This window comes from Bacillus sp. BR3(2024), assembly GCF_039134555.1.
Classification (GTDB): Bacteria; Bacillota; Bacilli; order Bacillales; family Bacillaceae_G; genus Bacillus_A; species Bacillus_A cereus.
In genome coordinates, this window is sequence record NZ_CP152433.1 from 3,748,784 (window position 1) to 3,765,393 (window position 16,610).

Consider the following 16,610-nt stretch of genomic DNA (forward strand, 5'->3'; position numbering starts at 1 on the left):
AAATAACAGAAAAAAGCATGGTACTTCCTGTCTATTTTACCATACTTTTATTTTTTCATAATCCTAACAGAAAAAAAAGAGGAATTTGTAATATTCTTTATGAAATTGTCGGTGTTTGTATTGATTCTGTTACAGAATTAACAGGATTTACTCTTACAAGTATGACATCTTCCCCAATTTTCACAATTTCCTTCCAAGGAATTACAATCTCAACATCTTTTCCAAAAATACCTAGCATACGTGTCTGTTTGGAAATAATAACAGAACAAATTTTCCCTGTGTTCATATCAATTTCAATATCTCCAATATTCCCAATCCTTTTTCCATCTGAAATATTTATAACATCCTTCATCTGTAACTCTGAAATTCGTATCACCATTTTTATCCTCTCCCTTATATGACAAATTGGAAACTGTTTCTCATATTTACAGGAAGCCACCTATACGAAACACCATGCTAGTTTCATTATATGAACACTAATCCCCTACTATGAGCACAAACCATATTACATATAAAAAGGTCTCACCATAATTGGTGAGACCTTATCCTTGAATCGTTTTATTCATTTGTTTAATGGCTGACTTCTCTAAACGTGATACTTGCGCTTGGGAAATCCCAATTTCTTCTGCAACTTCCATCTGTGTCTTTCCTTGGAAGAAACGTTTTCTAATAATCATTTTCTCTCTATCATTTAAACGCTTCATTCCTTCTTTCAATGCTAATTCTTCAACCCACTGCTCGTCCTTTTGTTTTTCATCACTTAACTGATCCATAACAAAGATAGGATCTCCCCCATCATTATAAATCGGTTCAAATAATGAAACTGGATCTTGAATCGCATCTAAAGCAAATACTATCTCTTCATGAGTTACTTCTAGCACTTTTGCAATATCCATTGCTGTTGGTTCTTTTGAATTTTCTGCAATCAATTTTTCTCTTACTTGCAAAGCTTTATACGCAATATCTCGCAATGAGCGCGATACGCGAATCGGATTATTATCACGCAAATATCTGCGTATTTCCCCAATAATCATCGGCACAGCATACGTTGAAAATTTTACATTTTGGCCTAAATCAAAATTATCAATTGATTTCATAAGTCCGATGCAACCAACTTGAAATAAATCGTCAACATATTCTCCTCTGTTATTAAATCTTTGGATGACGCTCAGTACAAGACGTAAGTTTCCATTCACTAATTTTTCTCTTGCGCTTATCTCTCCACTTTGCATTTCACGAAATAATTTACGCATCTCTTCATTTTTTAATACTGGAAGTTTAGCTGTATCAACACCGCAAATTTCTACTTTGTTTCTCGTCAAAGTGTTCCCTCCTATCGGGAGTTGCTGTACAGTGTAAAGTATTTCCTTTGAAGGGGATTTTATGCATGTGGTTTTTTCACGATTTATTATTTAAATTATCTTTCCTAATACAACTAAATAGAATAAGACCAGCCTACATAACGGCTGGTCTTATTCTTTACACCATTTTATTAAATTCTTTTCGTAATCTTTTTATAATTCTTTTTTCTAAACGCGAAATGTATGACTGTGAAATCCCAAGCATATCAGCCACATCTTTTTGCGTCTTTTCCTCTCCTCCAGCAAGCCCAAACCGAAGTTCCATAATTTGTTTTTCACGATCATTTAATTGGTGTAATGCTTTCATTAAAAGGTGACGATCTACAGTAGCTTCTAAATCTTTTGTAATAATATCATCATCTGTACCTAACACGTCAGACAATAACAGTTCATTCCCATCCCAATCAATGTTTAGTGGTTCATCAAAAGAAACTTCCGAACGATTTTTGTTATTTCGACGTAAATGCATTAAAATTTCATTTTCTATACAACGCGATGCATATGTTGCTAATTTTATTTTCTTTTCTGGATTAAATGTATTTACCGCTTTAATAAGGCCGATTGTTCCTATACTAATCAAATCTTCAATATTTATCCCTGTATTTTCAAACTTTCTTGCTATATATACAACGAGCCTTAAGTTACGTTCAATAAGTAATGACCTTGCTGCCTGATCTCCTTTTGGCAATTTATTCAAAAGAACTTCCTCTTCTTCTTTTGTTAACGGTGGTGGCAACGCTTCACTTCCACCAATATAATAAATTTCATCGGTCTTAATTCCTAATTTCAGCAATACTTTATACCAAAGGTATACTAAATAAAATTTTAATTTCATCATATTATCCCGCCTCTCATTTATTAAGCGATCACCATTTTTTGCGAAATCAACATTTTTGGATGCACAATACATTGATACTCCCCATTAGTAGACAGCTGTTGTGTATTTAATCCAATTAATACTTTGTTTACAACAATAGAACTACCTTCATGGTCAACTTGCACACTGTCAGGCTTAATTGCCCACAAAAATTGACTCTCTACTCCTACTGCACGGAAAGGAATTAAGCGTAATTTGGTCGCCCAACCAGAATCATTTTCTGGTATTTGAGGAATTTCTGTTTTGGAATAAATTTGTTCTGTTAACCAAGATGGTAAGCAATGTTCTAATGATGAAACATGCATAATCATAACAGGTGTTTTTGTTAATGGGTCATAAAGTTGGTTCCCACTGTCAATAAGACCTGCGAGTTCTAGTTCTTCTTCGGCTAATTGAATTTTTACTTTCACAATTTGATCATAGTGTATTTTCGTGACCTCTACGCTTTCAATACGCTTTTTAGAAAAATAATAAATTACTGGAAAACCAAAAATAACAAATAACCAACTAATTGGATCACCGTAAGAAATTGACTGAGATTGAACCAATCCATTTACCATTTCATTCGTTTGCAAAAAGAAATGAGTTCCAATTAATCCTCCGCCAACCATAAAGGTTACAAAGTAAAAAGTAAAAACAGTTTGTGCATAATTTCTAAATGTCGTAAACCCAAATGCTGTATACACAATAAGTAACGAGTACAGTAGTTTCATAATTGGATGTGTCATCATAGAAGCAAAAGGAGTAAAGGCAAAAATAACAATAGTTGAACCTATAAATGCCCCTAACACAAGCCTCCATCTTTTGATTTTCTTTTTTAACACGGTAGCTGTTAATAAAAGCAAAAGAAAATCAATGCAGGCGTTTAACAACCAAACAACGTCGGCGTAAACAACCAAACAATTCACCTCTTTTTTCAAGTTGAGACTAGTATAATGCATATCCAATAGGAAAGTGTGTCAATTTGCGGAGGTGTTTTTTTGTTATTTTGTGATTTCTAGACATAATCTGTCGGTAAAAAATAAAAGTACAAATTCATAGAATGATATACTCTTATTTTCACAAACAAAATATATTGAAATATACGAAATAAAAAAAGACCTGCTTAGCAGGTCTTTTCCATAAAAAATAAAAAGGAGCATGAAAGCTCCTTTTTTTATCGTCTACGACGGTTACGTAAAAATGCTGGAATATCGATATCATCTGAATCTGAATGACGCTCATGTACAACTGGCTCTTCACGCTTCATTTCACGTTTTACTTCACGCTGTTTTGAAGGTTGAGCTACTGGTTGTTGCTGTTGTTGCGTGTGGTTCGCATTCGGACGAATAATTGGTTTTGGTGGTTGAGTTGCAATGCTATCATCAAAACCAGTTGCAATTACAGTTACAACGATATCATCTTTTAATCCTTCGTTAATAACAGAACCGAAGATCATATTTACTTCTGGATCTGAAGCTGAAGCTACGATGTCTGCCGCTTCTTGTACTTCATATAAGCTTAAGTTAGCGCCACCCGTAATGTTCATGATAACACCTTGAGCTCCATCAATAGATGTTTCTAGTAATGGGCTAGAAATCGCTTTTTTCGCAGCTTCTGCAGCACGATTTTCCCCATTACCAGAACCAATACCCATTAAAGCAGAACCTCTATTAGACATAATTGTCTTTACGTCTGCAAAGTCTAAGTTAATTAAACCTGGCGTTGCAATTAAATCCGAAATACCTTGAACACCTTGACGTAATACGTTATCAGCTTCACGGAATGCTTCTAACATTGGCGTATTTTTATCAACAATCTCTAATAAGCGATCGTTTGGAATTACAATAAGAGTATCTACATTTTCTTTAAATGCTGCAATACCAGATGCTGCTTGCGTCGCACGCTTACGTCCTTCAAAAGTAAATGGACGTGTTACAACACCTACTGTTAAAGCACCTAATTCTTTTGCAACTTGAGCAACAACTGGAGCTGCACCAGTTCCAGTTCCACCGCCCATACCGGCAGTTACGAAGACCATATCCGCACCACGAAGTGCTTCCTGGATCTGTTCTTTACTTTCTTCTGCAGCTTTTTTCCCTACTTCAGGGTTTGCGCCTGCACCAAGTCCACGCGTTAATTTTCCACCAATTTGCATTTTTGTTTCAGCTTTTGATAGATTTAATGCTTGTGCATCAGTGTTCACAGCGATAAAGTCTACACCTTGTACACCGTGTTCAATCATACGGTTTACAGCATTGTTTCCGCCACCGCCGACACCGATAACTTTTATATTCGCTAATTGATCTTGAGTAGTATCAAACTCTAACATGTCGAAATCCCCCTAGAACCTCATTTTTCGTGTCCAATTTTAATCCCATAAATAACGGAATACACGTTTTACTTTTGACATCATGCGGTCATCATTTTGATTATTATTGTTTTGATTACGAGTTTTTTGTTTCGTGGGTTGCTGTTGTACCGGCGTTGGTGCTGGTGCTGGTGCTGGTACTGGTTCAAAATGCTCTTGCTTTTCCTGCACATTTTTCCCACGTAATTTAGCTTTTTGATAAGAATGTTTAATTAATCCAACTCCACTTGTATATTGGGGCTCACGCACACCAATATAATCAGGAGTTGCTACACGAACATTTTCATGTAAAATATCATATGCAAGATCAAGAACACCTGGCATAGAAGCAATTCCGCCAGTTAGTACATAACCAGAAGCCACTTGCTTTACTCCTAACTTACGCACTTCATCTTGAACAAACATTAAAATTTCCTCTACACGAGCCTCTATTATATCCGATAATTCCAACTGAGAATATTGTTCTGTTTGATCACTTCCCATAATAGGAACCGTAAACATCTCTTCTTCAGATGCTGTATCATAAAAAGCATGTCCATATTTCAACTTAATTTGATCTGCATTTTCTGTTGAAGTTTTCAACCCAATCGCAATATCTTTCGTTATATGGTCTCCACCTAATGGTAATACGCTTGTCGCTTGTAACTCTCCATCTTTAAAAATAGATAAAGTTGTAGATCCTCCCCCCATATCAACAAGGGCTACTCCTCTATTTTTTTCATCTGAAGATATTGCAACTGTTGCAGCCGCTAAAGGTTGAAGACAAATATCAACAATTTCAAGACCTGCTTTTTCTACACAACGAAGTAGGTTATGTAGTAAAGTTCTCGAGCCTGTAATAAGTGTACCTTCCATTTCTAATCTTACACCGATCATCCCGCGTGGATCGTTAATCTCGTCAAGACCGTCTACGATGAACTGTCGAGGTACCACATCAATAAACTCACGTTCTGGAGCAATTGACACAACTTGTGCTGCATCTAGAACGCGTAAGACATCTTCATTCCCGATTTCACGATCTTCATTTGAAACAGCGACTACTCCGTGACAAGGAAGTAGCTGTACCTGGTTTGCATTGACACCTACTACAACTTGCTCAATGTGGATTCCCACCATGCGCTCAGCTTGTTCAATTGCTTTTTTAATTGATCGAACAGTCTCGTCTATATCAACTATCGATCCCTTCTTTAAACCATTTGATTTTACATTTCCAACACCAATAATGTTTAAGCTGTCATTAACCATTTCACCAATGATGACTTTAACATTGGATGTACCGATGTCAAGACTAACATATATTTCATTGCTGTTCATTCTTTGGCACCTCCTTCTTTATTTATACCATACAACTCAATATATGGAACAACAATCGCAACTTTACTATTTATAAGAAAAATATTCAACGTCTTTATACGTTTCCCTTTTTTAACCCTATATTTTTCTTATTTTTATTTAGCATTCAATTAAGAATATCGCAGTAAACTATGAATAACTGCTTATCTTGAAATAATTCTATTTCGAGTGTAAAGTTTACCGCCAAGTATAAGTCTACACTAAGATGTACTCATAGAAAAGTGAAACTTGTACCAATACTAGTATGAATCTAAGAATTTTTACATATTTTTCATCAAATGAACCATTCTTCTAAATTCGTATACACATAATAGAACATTCGTTTCGTTTTTTCTGCTATAAGTAACGAAAACTACCATTCTATTCTTTTTTTTCTTCCGCACCTAATTCTTTCGTATATGCACCTACTTCTAAGTCAATTAATACCTTCTTACCTGGCTCAATTGTTTTTAAAATAAGCGGATAGGCTTCCATACGTTTTGCGAAATTTTGAATTGTAGTGCTCACTTCATAACCTTCATTCATATATAAAGTAAGATGATCTTCATTCGCATTCGTTGGTGAATAGCGAATCTCCGAAATAGATTTTAAAATAGCTGGTGTTAATTTTTCTAGTTCAGCGATTAACTCCTTCATTTTCTCTTCTTTAAAAGGTTCGAAAATCGGTGCTGCAACAGGAAGTTTTCCATTAGGTAGTACATCAAGCGTTTTTCCATTCTCTAATAACGGTTGTAATTTTCCCTCTTTATTTATATAACCAATCGTTAAATATTCTTCGATATGAATATCAATATTGTTTGGAAAACGTTTTTTTACATTTACTGCTTTAATTTCTTTTCGCTTCGTTAAGTTTTCTTCAGCTTTATGTGCTGTCACTCGGAAATAACTTGTATCATATGTCACGCCTGAATCCTTCATTACTTGTTCATCCGTCATATAGTGATTTCCAAACACACTAATCTTTTTTATATTACTAAGCGGAGACCGAAAATAAATTAAAAAGAGCACTAATAAAAATAAAATTGATATGTATAAAATCAATCGATGATTAACATTTTTTTTGTTTTTTTTCTTTTGATTTTTCAATTTTGGTACACGATCTTGTAGTTTAATCACTTTACTATTATTCATGTACGATCCCCCTATGTAACATAAAGAACGGCATGTTCCTCATGCCGTTCTTATCTTCTTATTATAACATAAATGATAATGAGCGGAACGAATAACCGTTATCTTCCAATGATTTCTACTTCTGTGTGCATATCTACATCAAATTTATCCTTAATTGTATGTTTTATTAATTCAATTAAAGACAATACATCTTGCGCTGAAGCTCCCCCAGTATTAACAATAAAATTGCCATGCATTTCAGAAATTTGAGCTCCACCAATCCTATAGCCACGAAGCCCTGCTTTTTCTACTAAATCTCCTGCAAAATGTGGGATTGGATTCCGAAATACACTTCCTGCACACGGGTGATTCCATGGTTGCGTTTCACGGCGGTAATCTTTATTATTTTGCATGCTACGTACAATTTCTTCACGTTTCCCCGCCTGTAATTGAAACACCGCCTCTAAAACAATACCAGGACGTTTCGTTTGCAATACAGATGCCCGATAAGAAAACTCCAATTCTTTATTCGTTAACCAGTCAATTGCACCGTCTTCAAACAGAATGAGAGCCTTCGATAATACACTCGATATATCCGATTTATGTGCACCTGCATTCATATATACTGCACCACCGACACTTCCTGGAATACCGCTTGCAAACTCCAATCCAGCTAACCCTTGACGACTAAGTAAAGTTGACAATTTAATAAGAGGATATCCACTACCAACTCTTACCTTATGTTTTTCGACCTCTAAGTGATCTAATCCTTCTCCTAAACGAATAACAACACCTTCTATGCCTTGATCAGATACAAGAAGGTTTGAACCGCGACCAATTACAGTCCACTTCGTTTTGTATTGCTTTACTAACTGTAATGTTTTTTCAATACCGGCTACATGCTTTGGCACAATTAAAATATCCGCTGGGCCACCTATTTTCATAGTTGTATAACGTGCTAACGGCTCGTTAACCAAAACACGACCAACGTCTGCTTCTATAAGCTCATTTACTAATTGTTCCATAGACAATCTCCCCCATATTAAGTCTCCTTATGACAATAATATGCAGGGCGTTCACCTAACGTTATCCCTCTATTTACGGGCAGTACAGCTCCTAAATCAAAATTAGGTGTTAACAAAGAAATTAGGCGGAATGAGGATACCAGTAAACATCCGATTAGTGAAAGGTAATAATCAAAGAGAGAGAATCACTCCCCACTGATTAAAGCCTCACTTTATTTTTTTACAAGTTTATTCATTACTTCATACAGCTTATTTGCTGCATCTGGAATACCTAGTTGCTTAGCAGCTAACTTCATATTTTGTAATGTTTGTGCATCTAATAAAATCTCATCAATATCACGAATAAGCGTTTCAGCTGTTAAATCTTTTTCAAGTAACATTTTTGCCGCTCCTTTATCAACAACTGAACGTGCATTCTTTTCCTGATGATTATTTGTTACATACGGACTCGGTATTAACACACTTGGTTTTCCTAACGCTGTTAATTCTGCAAGTGTTGTTGCCCCAGCCCTTGAAACAACAAGGTCTACACCAGTTAGTACCTCTGGCATATTATGAATGAACGGCTTAATAATAACATTGCTTGGGTTCCCTTTTTGCTTCACGGCTTCCATCACTTTGTCATAATGTACTTCACCTGTTACATATAGTATTTCGTAGCTTTTGTTCCCAAACTGTTCAATTGCTTCAACGAAGGCATCGTTAATCGGTCTAGCCCCACGACTTCCACCAAATATAAGTACAGACTTTTTAGGAAGAGAAAGCCCAACTGAACGTTTCCCCTTCATTCCATTTTGTTCCATTACCTCTGATGCTCGTGGATTACCTGTCATTACCACTTTTGACTCTGGAAAATGCTCTATAGCTGCTTCAAAACAAACAGCAACTTTATCAACATAACGGCTTAAAAACTTGTTCGTTACACCTGGTACACTATTTTGTTCATGTACAATAGTTGGAATACCTAATTTGGCTGCAGCGTATACAACTGGTCCACATACATATCCACCCGTTCCAATTACGATATCCGGATTAAAACGACGAATATATCGTTTACTATCCTGTACACCTTTTAGAAAACGCATTACTGTTTTCACATTATCTAATGATATTTTTCGTTTAAATCCACTTATAACAATAGATTGAAATGGTATACCTGCTTTTGGAACGATTGTACTCTCTAGTCCATTTTCCGTACCAATATATAAAAATCTTGCTTCTGGATTTAACTTTTTTATTTCTCTAATTAAAGCAAGAGCTGGATAAATATGACCACCAGTACCCCCACCACTCACTAATACACGCACTACTAACTCCTCCGCTTCTCTTTTCTTATTTCCATTATATTTATTTCTATATACATATTGCATTTTTACACACATACGAAAAACCCTGTCTTATAAACAGGGTTTAGTAGCGAGAATGGCGACTTATATTTAATAATACACCTACTGCCATTAACATTAATGTCAAACTTGATCCACCATAACTTAAAAACGGCAAGGTAATACCCGTAACAGGCATTAGTCCTGTTACAACACCAACATTAATCATTACTTGAATCGCAATCATCGCCACAATACCTACTGCTAAAAACGTACCATATAAATCTGGCGCTCCTAATGCGATACGAATCCCGCGCCATAATAATAGACTAAATAATAATAACACAAATGAACCACCAATAAAACCTAATTCCTCGGATAAGATCGCAAATATAAAGTCAGTTTGTGGTTCAGGTAAATAAAGAAATTTTTGTCTACTTTGTCCAAGTCCAAGCCCAAATAATCCACCAGGTCCAATTGCAAGTAATGATTGGATAATTTGAAATCCACTCCCGAGCGGATCTGACCACGGATCTAAATATGATGTAATGCGTTTCATTCGATACGGTGCTGATGCAATTAACCCTACAAATCCTGCTACACCAATCAAACCAAACATTGCAAAGTGAAAAACTCTCGCTCCCGAAATGAATATCATAATGATACATGTCCCAACCATTACCGTTCCTGTCCCAAGGTCTGGCTGTAACATAATCATCCCAAAAGCAAGAAACACAAAACTAAGAGCCGGTAATAAACCACGTTTAAAAGATGTAATCAATTTTTGCCGTTCTGCTAAAAACTTTGCCAAGAAAATAATCATCGCAAACTTCATAAATTCTGACGGCTGAATCGAAAATGCTCCGATTCCAATCCAACTTCGTGCTCCTCCTCGAACAAGACCTACTCCAGGAATAAGAACGAGAATAAGAAGAATGAAGCAAACTAGCAAAATCACTTTTGAATACGTACGCCACACCCAATAATCAATTTTCATAATAAAAAACATAGCTACTACACCAAGACCCGCAAACAGTAATTGTCTTTTTGCAAAAAAGAATGAGTCCCCCATTTTATAAGAGGCCCAAACTGCACTCGCACTATAAACCATAATCATTCCGATTGTCAACAATGAAAGTGTTACGATGATGAGAATAAAATCAGGCGTTTTCTTCATTACCCACAAACACCACCTCTTTAGGCAGAACCTTTTGCCTTATGTAACAAAACATCAGTAGGTGTTAGCCTACTGATGTTTTGATTTACTTTATATAAGTTTATGCACAGCTTGTATAAAAATGTCTCCTCTTTCTTCAAATGTTTTAAATTGATCCCAGCTTGCACACGCTGGAGAAAGAAGAACGACATCACCATCTTTAGAATGAGCATAAGCTTTCACCACTGCTTCATCTAAAGTATCGACACTTTCAATTATATCTAATCCCGCTTTTTCTGCCGCTCTTACTAGTTTAGGAGCTGTTTGTCCAAATGTTACAATCGCTTTTACATTTTTGAAATACGGAATTAAATCATCGAATTCATTTCCGCGATCAAGCCCACCTGCTAGTAACACAATCGGTTGTGTAAACGCAGATAGTGCTTTCTCAGTCGCTAACATATTCGTTGCTTTTGAATCATTATAAAACTTACGGTTGTTAATCGTTGTTACATATTCTAAACGATGTTTTACACCCGTAAAACGTTTTAACACGACCGTAATTGCTTCATTAGAAGTACCTAATAATTTCGCAATACTCATCGCAGCTAAAATATTTTCTAGATTATGTTGACCAGGTAAAACGATATCGCTTACTTCAATAACTTTTTCACCTTTGAAATAAAGAGCGTTATCTTTTATACACGCACCATCTTCAATTTCTTTCGTTGTCGAAAACAGGATTTTTTGACCTTTAGAATACGCAGACAAAGCCATCACATCTGCATCATCCGCATTTATTACACTATAATCATTTTCTGTTTGGTTTTTAAAAATATTTGCTTTTGCTAAACCATATTCTTTCTTCGTCCCATGATAATCTAAGTGGGCCTCAAATAAATTTAAAAACGCAGCAATTTTAGGTTGGAACAATTCTACTCCCATCAATTGAAACGATGAAAGTTCTGTAACTACAACTTCATTTTCTTTTGCATCCTGTGCTACTTCACACGCTACAGTTCCAATGTTCCCTGCAATTACAGGATGCTTTTGTCCTTCTTTTAGCATTTCAAATGTCAGCATTGTCGTCGTCGTTTTACCGTTAGACCCCGTAATCCCAACAAATGGTGCTTCTGAAATACGATATGCTAATTCAACTTCCGTAACAATCGGAATTTGCTTTTCTTTCGCAGCAACTAATATTGGATTAGAATACGGGATTCCTGGATTTTTTACTACAAGAGAAATATTTCTCTCTAATAATTCTAAAGGATGACCACCGCATACAACGTCCATTCCTTTTGCTTGTAATTCTGCAGCAAGTACATTCTCTGCTAAAGGCTTTCCGTCATTTACAATAACATTTGCCCCTAACTTTTGTAACAATGTAGCTGCTGCATAACCACTTTTTGCAATGCCCAATACAAGAATATTCTTATTTTGAAATTCAGTTACAGTTTTCAATTACATCCACACCCCGATATAAATTCCTAACACAGCTAATAAAAATCCTGCAGACCAAAACGTCACAACAACACGCCACTCTGACCAACCACATAATTCATAATGATGGTGTAATGGACTCATTTTAAAGACACGTTTTCCTGTTGTTTTAAATGAAATGACCTGAATGATAACCGATAAAGTTTCCATTACGAATACTCCGCCAATAATTACAAGTAGCAATTCTTGTTTTAATAAAATCGCTACAGCTGCAATGGCTCCACCTAAAGCTAATGAACCTGTATCTCCCATAAACACTTTTGCTGGATTCGCATTGAATACTAAAAATCCAAGTACAGCTCCCACAACTGCCATACAGAATATCGCTACTCCAAATTGCTCTTGTGCCACAGCAATAATACTAAATGCTCCAAATGCAATAGCAGCTGTTCCTGATAATAAACCATCTAACCCGTCAGTTAAGTTAACTGCATTTGATCCACCAATAAGCATAAATAGTACAAGTACGAAATACGCCCAACCTAATTCAAACTTAACATCCGTTCCCGGAATCATGATGTATGTGTGGAACGCTTGCCCTTTTCCAATTAAAAAGAATGCAATAGCAATAACAAGCTGACCTACTAATTTTTGCTTTGATGTTAAACCAAGATTTCTCTTCTTAACTACCTTTATGTAGTCATCTAAAAATCCAATCAATCCGTAACCAAACGTCACTAATAGTAATAACGAAACCTCTGCACCTAAATAATTAAACTTAATCGCCATAATAAGTGAAGTTACCATCATAGATACGTATATGACGATACCACCCATTGTCGGTGTCCCTGATTTTTTTTGATGTGACTTTGGTCCCTCATCACGAATACTCTGTCCGAACTTTAATTTTCTTAAAAATGGAATAAACAATGGCGAAAGGGCAACAGAAATTAAGAATGCTACCCCAGCCGTTACTAATAAACCTTGCTCAAGCACATGTAGTCCTCCTCTCACGTTGTTACTCTTCGTTGTTTAAACGCCCTGTAATTGCTTCTTTAGCAACTTCACGATCATCGAAATGATGAACTTCTTTACCAATAATTTGATACGTTTCATGCCCCTTACCAGCAATAATAATGATATCATCTGCTTTCGCTTTAGCGATTGCATGGTGTATTGCTTCTTTTCTATCAATGATCATTTCATAGTTTTTCCCGCTTGCACCATGTACCATATCATCTAAAATAGCCGCTGGATCTTCACTTCTTGGATTATCTGATGTATAAATTGCATGAGTTGCATATTTTGTTGCAACACTTGCCATTATCGGTCTCTTCGTTCGGTCCCTATCGCCACCACAACCAACGATACAATACACATCACCTTTTGCAAATTGTTTTGCAGTTTTTAATACATTTTCTAAACTATCTGGCGTATGTGCGTAATCAACAATAACTGTATAATTTTGCCCTCCATCAACAACTTCAAAACGTCCTGGAACCCCAGCTAAATCCTTTATAACAGCAATGATTGTTTCTAATTTCACACCCGAAACAAGTCCTGCTGCTGTTGCTGCAAGTACGTTATATACATTAAATTTACCTATTAATTTCATCGTAACATTTACACTTTCATATGGTGTGACAAGCGTAAATGTAGTCCCGCCACTCGTCATAACGATATTTTTTGCCATAATATCACTTGTTGTATCAATACCATATGTTACAACTGTTGCTGCAGTACTTCTCATATACTCTTCTGTTACATTATCATCGCTATTCAGCACAGCGTACTTTTCACGATTATGATTATAACTATTGCCAAGCTGTGCAAATAGTAACCCTTTTGCATGTTTATATTCTTCCATCGTTTTATGATAGTCTAAATGATCTTGTGTTAAATTCGTAAACACCGCTACATCGTAATCACATCCGTGTACACGACCAAGATTTAACGCATGTGACGAAACTTCCATTACCGTGCTGTCCACACCTTGTTCAACCATTTTTGAAAACGTCTGTTGAAGTGTTAGTGCATCTGGTGTTGTATTTTTCACCTCAAATGTTTCATCACCGATTTTCATATTAATCGTTCCAATTAGCCCTGTTTTATGACCATGTGCTCGCATAATCTCATCCATAATATGCGATGTTGTTGTCTTTCCATTTGTACCTGTAATTCCGATTAAATGTAACTTGTGTGTCGGTTGACCATAAAAATAATCAGCTAAAACCGCTAACGAACGAAAAGTATTTTTCACAAGTACAACTGGAACGTCAACATCAATTGGTCTTTCCGCAACAATAGCAGCCGCTCCTTGTGCCGCTGCTTGCTTAGCAAAATCATGGCTATCAACCGTATATCCTTTCATACATACAAATAAGCTTCCCTCTTTCACTTTACGTGAATCAGCTTCTATAGATGTGATTTCTGGATTTTCTTTTGGAACAACTGGAAAATCATGCAAACATGATACAAGTGTATGCAACTTCATTTCACTAAACCCTCTCTACATTGTTTATTTATCTTTTTTTCAGTAAGCAACACATTACCTCCTATATAAGGAGGTAAGTGCTACTGACCTATTTATGAATGAGACACTTACTGTCTCAAATTAAGTAACTGTTCTATAAAGAACTCACTTCCACCAATTGTACCATAAAACGTACTATGTTACCTTTAATTCCCGAAGTAAATTCTAATTTTTGAGCCTTCTTTTACTTTAGCTCCCGCTTCTGGTGATTGTTTAATTACTTTCTCTCCATCTCCACTTATATCAAGCTTCAAATCGACGAGTTGTGTTTGTAAGTCTTTCTTTTTCATTCCAATTAAATTCGGAACTTCCACAGTTGGTGTATCGCCCCATTTATATTCTTTCTCAACTTGTTCTTTTCTCGGTTTCACTCCCATAACAGGAAGCGCATCTCGAAGGATATTCCCGACAATCGGAGCTGCTACCACTCCACCAAACTGTGTAACCCCTTTTGGATTATCAACAGCAACATACACAACAATCTCTGGATCATCCGCTGGAGCAAATCCGATAAAAGATACTATATAATTATTCTCTAAATATTTACCATCTTTCACCTTTTGAGCAGTACCCGTTTTTCCACCTACACGATATCCATCAATATAAGCACCTTTACCAGAACCTTTCGCTACAACATTCTCTAATGCATAACGAACTTTTTCTGAAGTTTCCTTGGAAATAACTTTTCTTTTCTCAACAGGTGTCTTTTTACTAACAACTTGATTATTTTTCGGATCAATAAACTCCTTAGCTATATACGGCTGATACAATGTTCCACCATTTACAGCCGCCGCTACAGCTGCTACTTGTTGAATCGGTGTAACAGAAACCCCTTGGCCGAATGAAGTTGTTGCTTGCTCTACTGGACCAACTTTATCTAAATTAAATAAAATCCCACTGCCTTCACCTTGCAAGTCAATTCCAGTCTTCTGCCCAAAACCAAAATTACGAATGTATTTAAATAATCGGTCTTTACCAAGGCGATCACCAAGTTCAATAAATCCCGGGTTACATGAGTTTTGAACAACTTCTAAAAACGTTTGACTGCCATGACCTCCTGCTTTCCAGCATTTCAATCTAGCTCCACCTACTTCAGCTGCTCCATCATCATAAAACGTATCCTTCTCTAAGTCTACTAAATTTTCATTCAATGCTGCAGCTAATGTAATGATCTTAAATGTTGAACCAGGCTCATACGTACTCCATACAGGTAGATTTCTGTTATACACTTCTGGAGAGACACTTTGAAAATCCGCTGGGTCAAAACTCGGTCGACTAGACATACCTAAAATTTCACCATTTTTAGGATTCATTGCAATCGCAATCATACCGTCAGGATTATAAGTTGACTCCGCAATATTCATTTCTCTTTCCATAATCCTTGTAATACGCGCATCGATTGTTAATCCTAAATTTAAACCAGCTTCTGGCTTTTTGAAATCATCACCAACATTAGGCATCCTTTGTCCTTTCGCATCTGCAAAAAAACGCACATGACCTTTGTCCCCATTTAGCTCTTTATCATAATATTTTTCTAGTCCCATAAGACCTTGGTTATCGCTACCTGCAAAACCTAATACATGTGATAAAAAGTTTCCAAATGGATAGTACCGGATAGAATCCTCTGCGATATACACGCCCTTCAAACTTAATCCTCGTACTTCTTTCGCTTTGTCATGTGATATTTTCCTTCCGCCTTTATCTAACCTTACAATCGATTCTTTTTTTGTAATCCTTTTATAAATCTCATCTTTTTCCACACCTAATACTGCAGCTAACTTCTCTGCAGTCTCTGCTGGTTTTTCAATTTGCCTCGGTACAACAAAAACAGTTGGAGCACTTTTATTCGTGGCAAGTTCCACACCATTTCGGTCTAAAATTTTCCCACGTTCGGGTTCAAAAGTAATATTACGACTCCATGAATCTTTCGCACGATCCGTTAACATATTCCCAAGAAAAAATTGCACATATCCAAGACGAATATCGATAATAGTGAAAATAAGTATACCTGATATAAGTATAAAAATAAGTCGTTTTCTAACTGTTACATTTGATACACGCATATCGGAACAAGCCT

At 36.1% G+C, this 16,610-nt stretch carries 14 protein-coding genes; all 14 read right to left on the reverse strand.

The genetic code is table 11. The features are described 5' to 3' along the window. Positions 1–97 precede the first annotated feature (97 nt). The 14 genes from V7S45_RS19095 to V7S45_RS19160 all read right to left on the reverse strand — a co-directional run bounded on the left by V7S45_RS19095 (position 98) and on the right by V7S45_RS19160 (position 16,596). Positions 98–379: a YlmC/YmxH family sporulation protein gene (locus V7S45_RS19095; RefSeq protein WP_000236745.1), complete on the reverse strand. Its 282-nt coding sequence runs from the start codon at positions 377–379 to the stop codon at positions 98–100. A 163-nt stretch (positions 380–542) separates the two neighbouring features. After that, positions 543–1,322, reverse strand: a complete 780-nt coding sequence (gene sigG / locus V7S45_RS19100) for an RNA polymerase sporulation sigma factor SigG (protein ID WP_000197755.1) — start codon at positions 1,320–1,322, stop codon at positions 543–545. Between the two features lie 157 nt (positions 1,323–1,479). Beyond that, positions 1,480–2,199, reverse strand: a complete 720-nt coding sequence (sigE, locus tag V7S45_RS19105) for an RNA polymerase sporulation sigma factor SigE (RefSeq protein WP_000976948.1) — start codon at positions 2,197–2,199, stop codon at positions 1,480–1,482. 20 nt (positions 2,200–2,219) lie between these two features. Further along, the gene (gene spoIIGA, locus V7S45_RS19110; protein ID WP_000261975.1) at positions 2,220–3,137 is read right to left on the reverse strand and encodes a sigma-E processing peptidase SpoIIGA; all 918 of its coding nucleotides are present in this window, start codon (positions 3,135–3,137) and stop codon (positions 2,220–2,222) included. Positions 3,138–3,394: 257 nt separating this feature from the next. Continuing rightward, positions 3,395–4,549: a cell division protein FtsZ gene (gene ftsZ / locus V7S45_RS19115; RefSeq protein WP_000888984.1), complete on the reverse strand. Its 1,155-nt coding sequence runs from the start codon at positions 4,547–4,549 to the stop codon at positions 3,395–3,397. Between the two features lie 39 nt (positions 4,550–4,588). Continuing rightward, positions 4,589–5,902, reverse strand: coding sequence for a cell division protein FtsA (gene ftsA, locus V7S45_RS19120; protein WP_025689217.1), 1,314 nt, complete (start codon positions 5,900–5,902; stop codon positions 4,589–4,591). A gap of 399 nt (positions 5,903–6,301) precedes the next feature. Beyond that, entirely contained in the window at positions 6,302–7,072 is a 771-nt protein-coding gene (gene divIB, locus V7S45_RS19125) for a cell division protein DivIB (RefSeq protein WP_001065793.1), read from the reverse strand. A 98-nt stretch (positions 7,073–7,170) separates the two neighbouring features. Beyond that, on the reverse strand, positions 7,171–8,076 hold the full coding sequence (gene murB, locus V7S45_RS19130; RefSeq protein ID WP_000437020.1) for a UDP-N-acetylmuramate dehydrogenase: 906 nt from the start codon (positions 8,074–8,076) through the stop codon (positions 7,171–7,173). A 212-nt stretch (positions 8,077–8,288) separates the two neighbouring features. After that, positions 8,289–9,383 carry an undecaprenyldiphospho-muramoylpentapeptide beta-N-acetylglucosaminyltransferase gene (gene murG / locus V7S45_RS19135; RefSeq protein ID WP_025689214.1) on the reverse strand — a complete coding sequence of 365 codons (1,095 nt, stop codon included), beginning with the start codon at positions 9,381–9,383 and terminating at the stop codon, positions 8,289–8,291. Between the two features lie 103 nt (positions 9,384–9,486). Further along, entirely contained in the window at positions 9,487–10,578 is a 1,092-nt protein-coding gene (gene spoVE / locus V7S45_RS19140; protein WP_000753520.1) for a stage V sporulation protein E, read from the reverse strand. A gap of 90 nt (positions 10,579–10,668) precedes the next feature. Further along, positions 10,669–12,021: a UDP-N-acetylmuramoyl-L-alanine--D-glutamate ligase gene (gene murD / locus V7S45_RS19145; protein WP_000860115.1), complete on the reverse strand. Its 1,353-nt coding sequence runs from the start codon at positions 12,019–12,021 to the stop codon at positions 10,669–10,671. Beyond that, a complete protein-coding gene (gene mraY / locus V7S45_RS19150) occupies positions 12,022–12,996 on the reverse strand; it encodes a phospho-N-acetylmuramoyl-pentapeptide-transferase (RefSeq protein ID WP_000893060.1) in 975 nt (324 codons plus the stop codon). It abuts the gene before it with no gap. Between the two features lie 22 nt (positions 12,997–13,018). Beyond that, a complete protein-coding gene (murE, locus tag V7S45_RS19155) occupies positions 13,019–14,494 on the reverse strand; it encodes a UDP-N-acetylmuramoyl-L-alanyl-D-glutamate--2,6-diaminopimelate ligase (protein WP_000766320.1) in 1,476 nt (491 codons plus the stop codon). A 185-nt stretch (positions 14,495–14,679) separates the two neighbouring features. Further along, the gene (locus V7S45_RS19160; protein ID WP_001266234.1) at positions 14,680–16,596 is read right to left on the reverse strand and encodes a stage V sporulation protein D; all 1,917 of its coding nucleotides are present in this window, start codon (positions 16,594–16,596) and stop codon (positions 14,680–14,682) included. Positions 16,597–16,610: the final 14 nt, after the last annotated feature.

What these genes read in the sequence shown, in the direction of transcription:
- V7S45_RS19095 (WP_000236745.1), bottom strand. Translation starts at nt 379, where the DNA reads ATGGTGATACGAATTTCAGAGTTACAGATGAAGGATGTTATAAATATT.
- sigE (WP_000976948.1), bottom strand. Translation starts at nt 2,199, where the DNA reads ATGATGAAATTAAAATTTTATTTAGTATACCTTTGGTATAAAGTATTG.
- ftsZ (WP_000888984.1), bottom strand. Translation starts at nt 4,549, where the DNA reads ATGTTAGAGTTTGATACTACTCAAGATCAATTAGCGAATATAAAAGTT.
- ftsA (WP_025689217.1), bottom strand. Translation starts at nt 5,902, where the DNA reads ATGAACAGCAATGAAATATATGTTAGTCTTGACATCGGTACATCCAAT.
- divIB (WP_001065793.1), bottom strand. Translation starts at nt 7,072, where the DNA reads ATGAATAATAGTAAAGTGATTAAACTACAAGATCGTGTACCAAAATTG.
- murB (WP_000437020.1), bottom strand. Translation starts at nt 8,076, where the DNA reads ATGGAACAATTAGTAAATGAGCTTATAGAAGCAGACGTTGGTCGTGTT.
- spoVE (WP_000753520.1), bottom strand. Translation starts at nt 10,578, where the DNA reads ATGAAGAAAACGCCTGATTTTATTCTCATCATCGTAACACTTTCATTG.
- murE (WP_000766320.1), bottom strand. Translation starts at nt 14,494, where the DNA reads ATGAAGTTGCATACACTTGTATCATGTTTGCATGATTTTCCAGTTGTT.
- V7S45_RS19160 (WP_001266234.1), bottom strand. Translation starts at nt 16,596, where the DNA reads ATGCGTGTATCAAATGTAACAGTTAGAAAACGACTTATTTTTATACTT.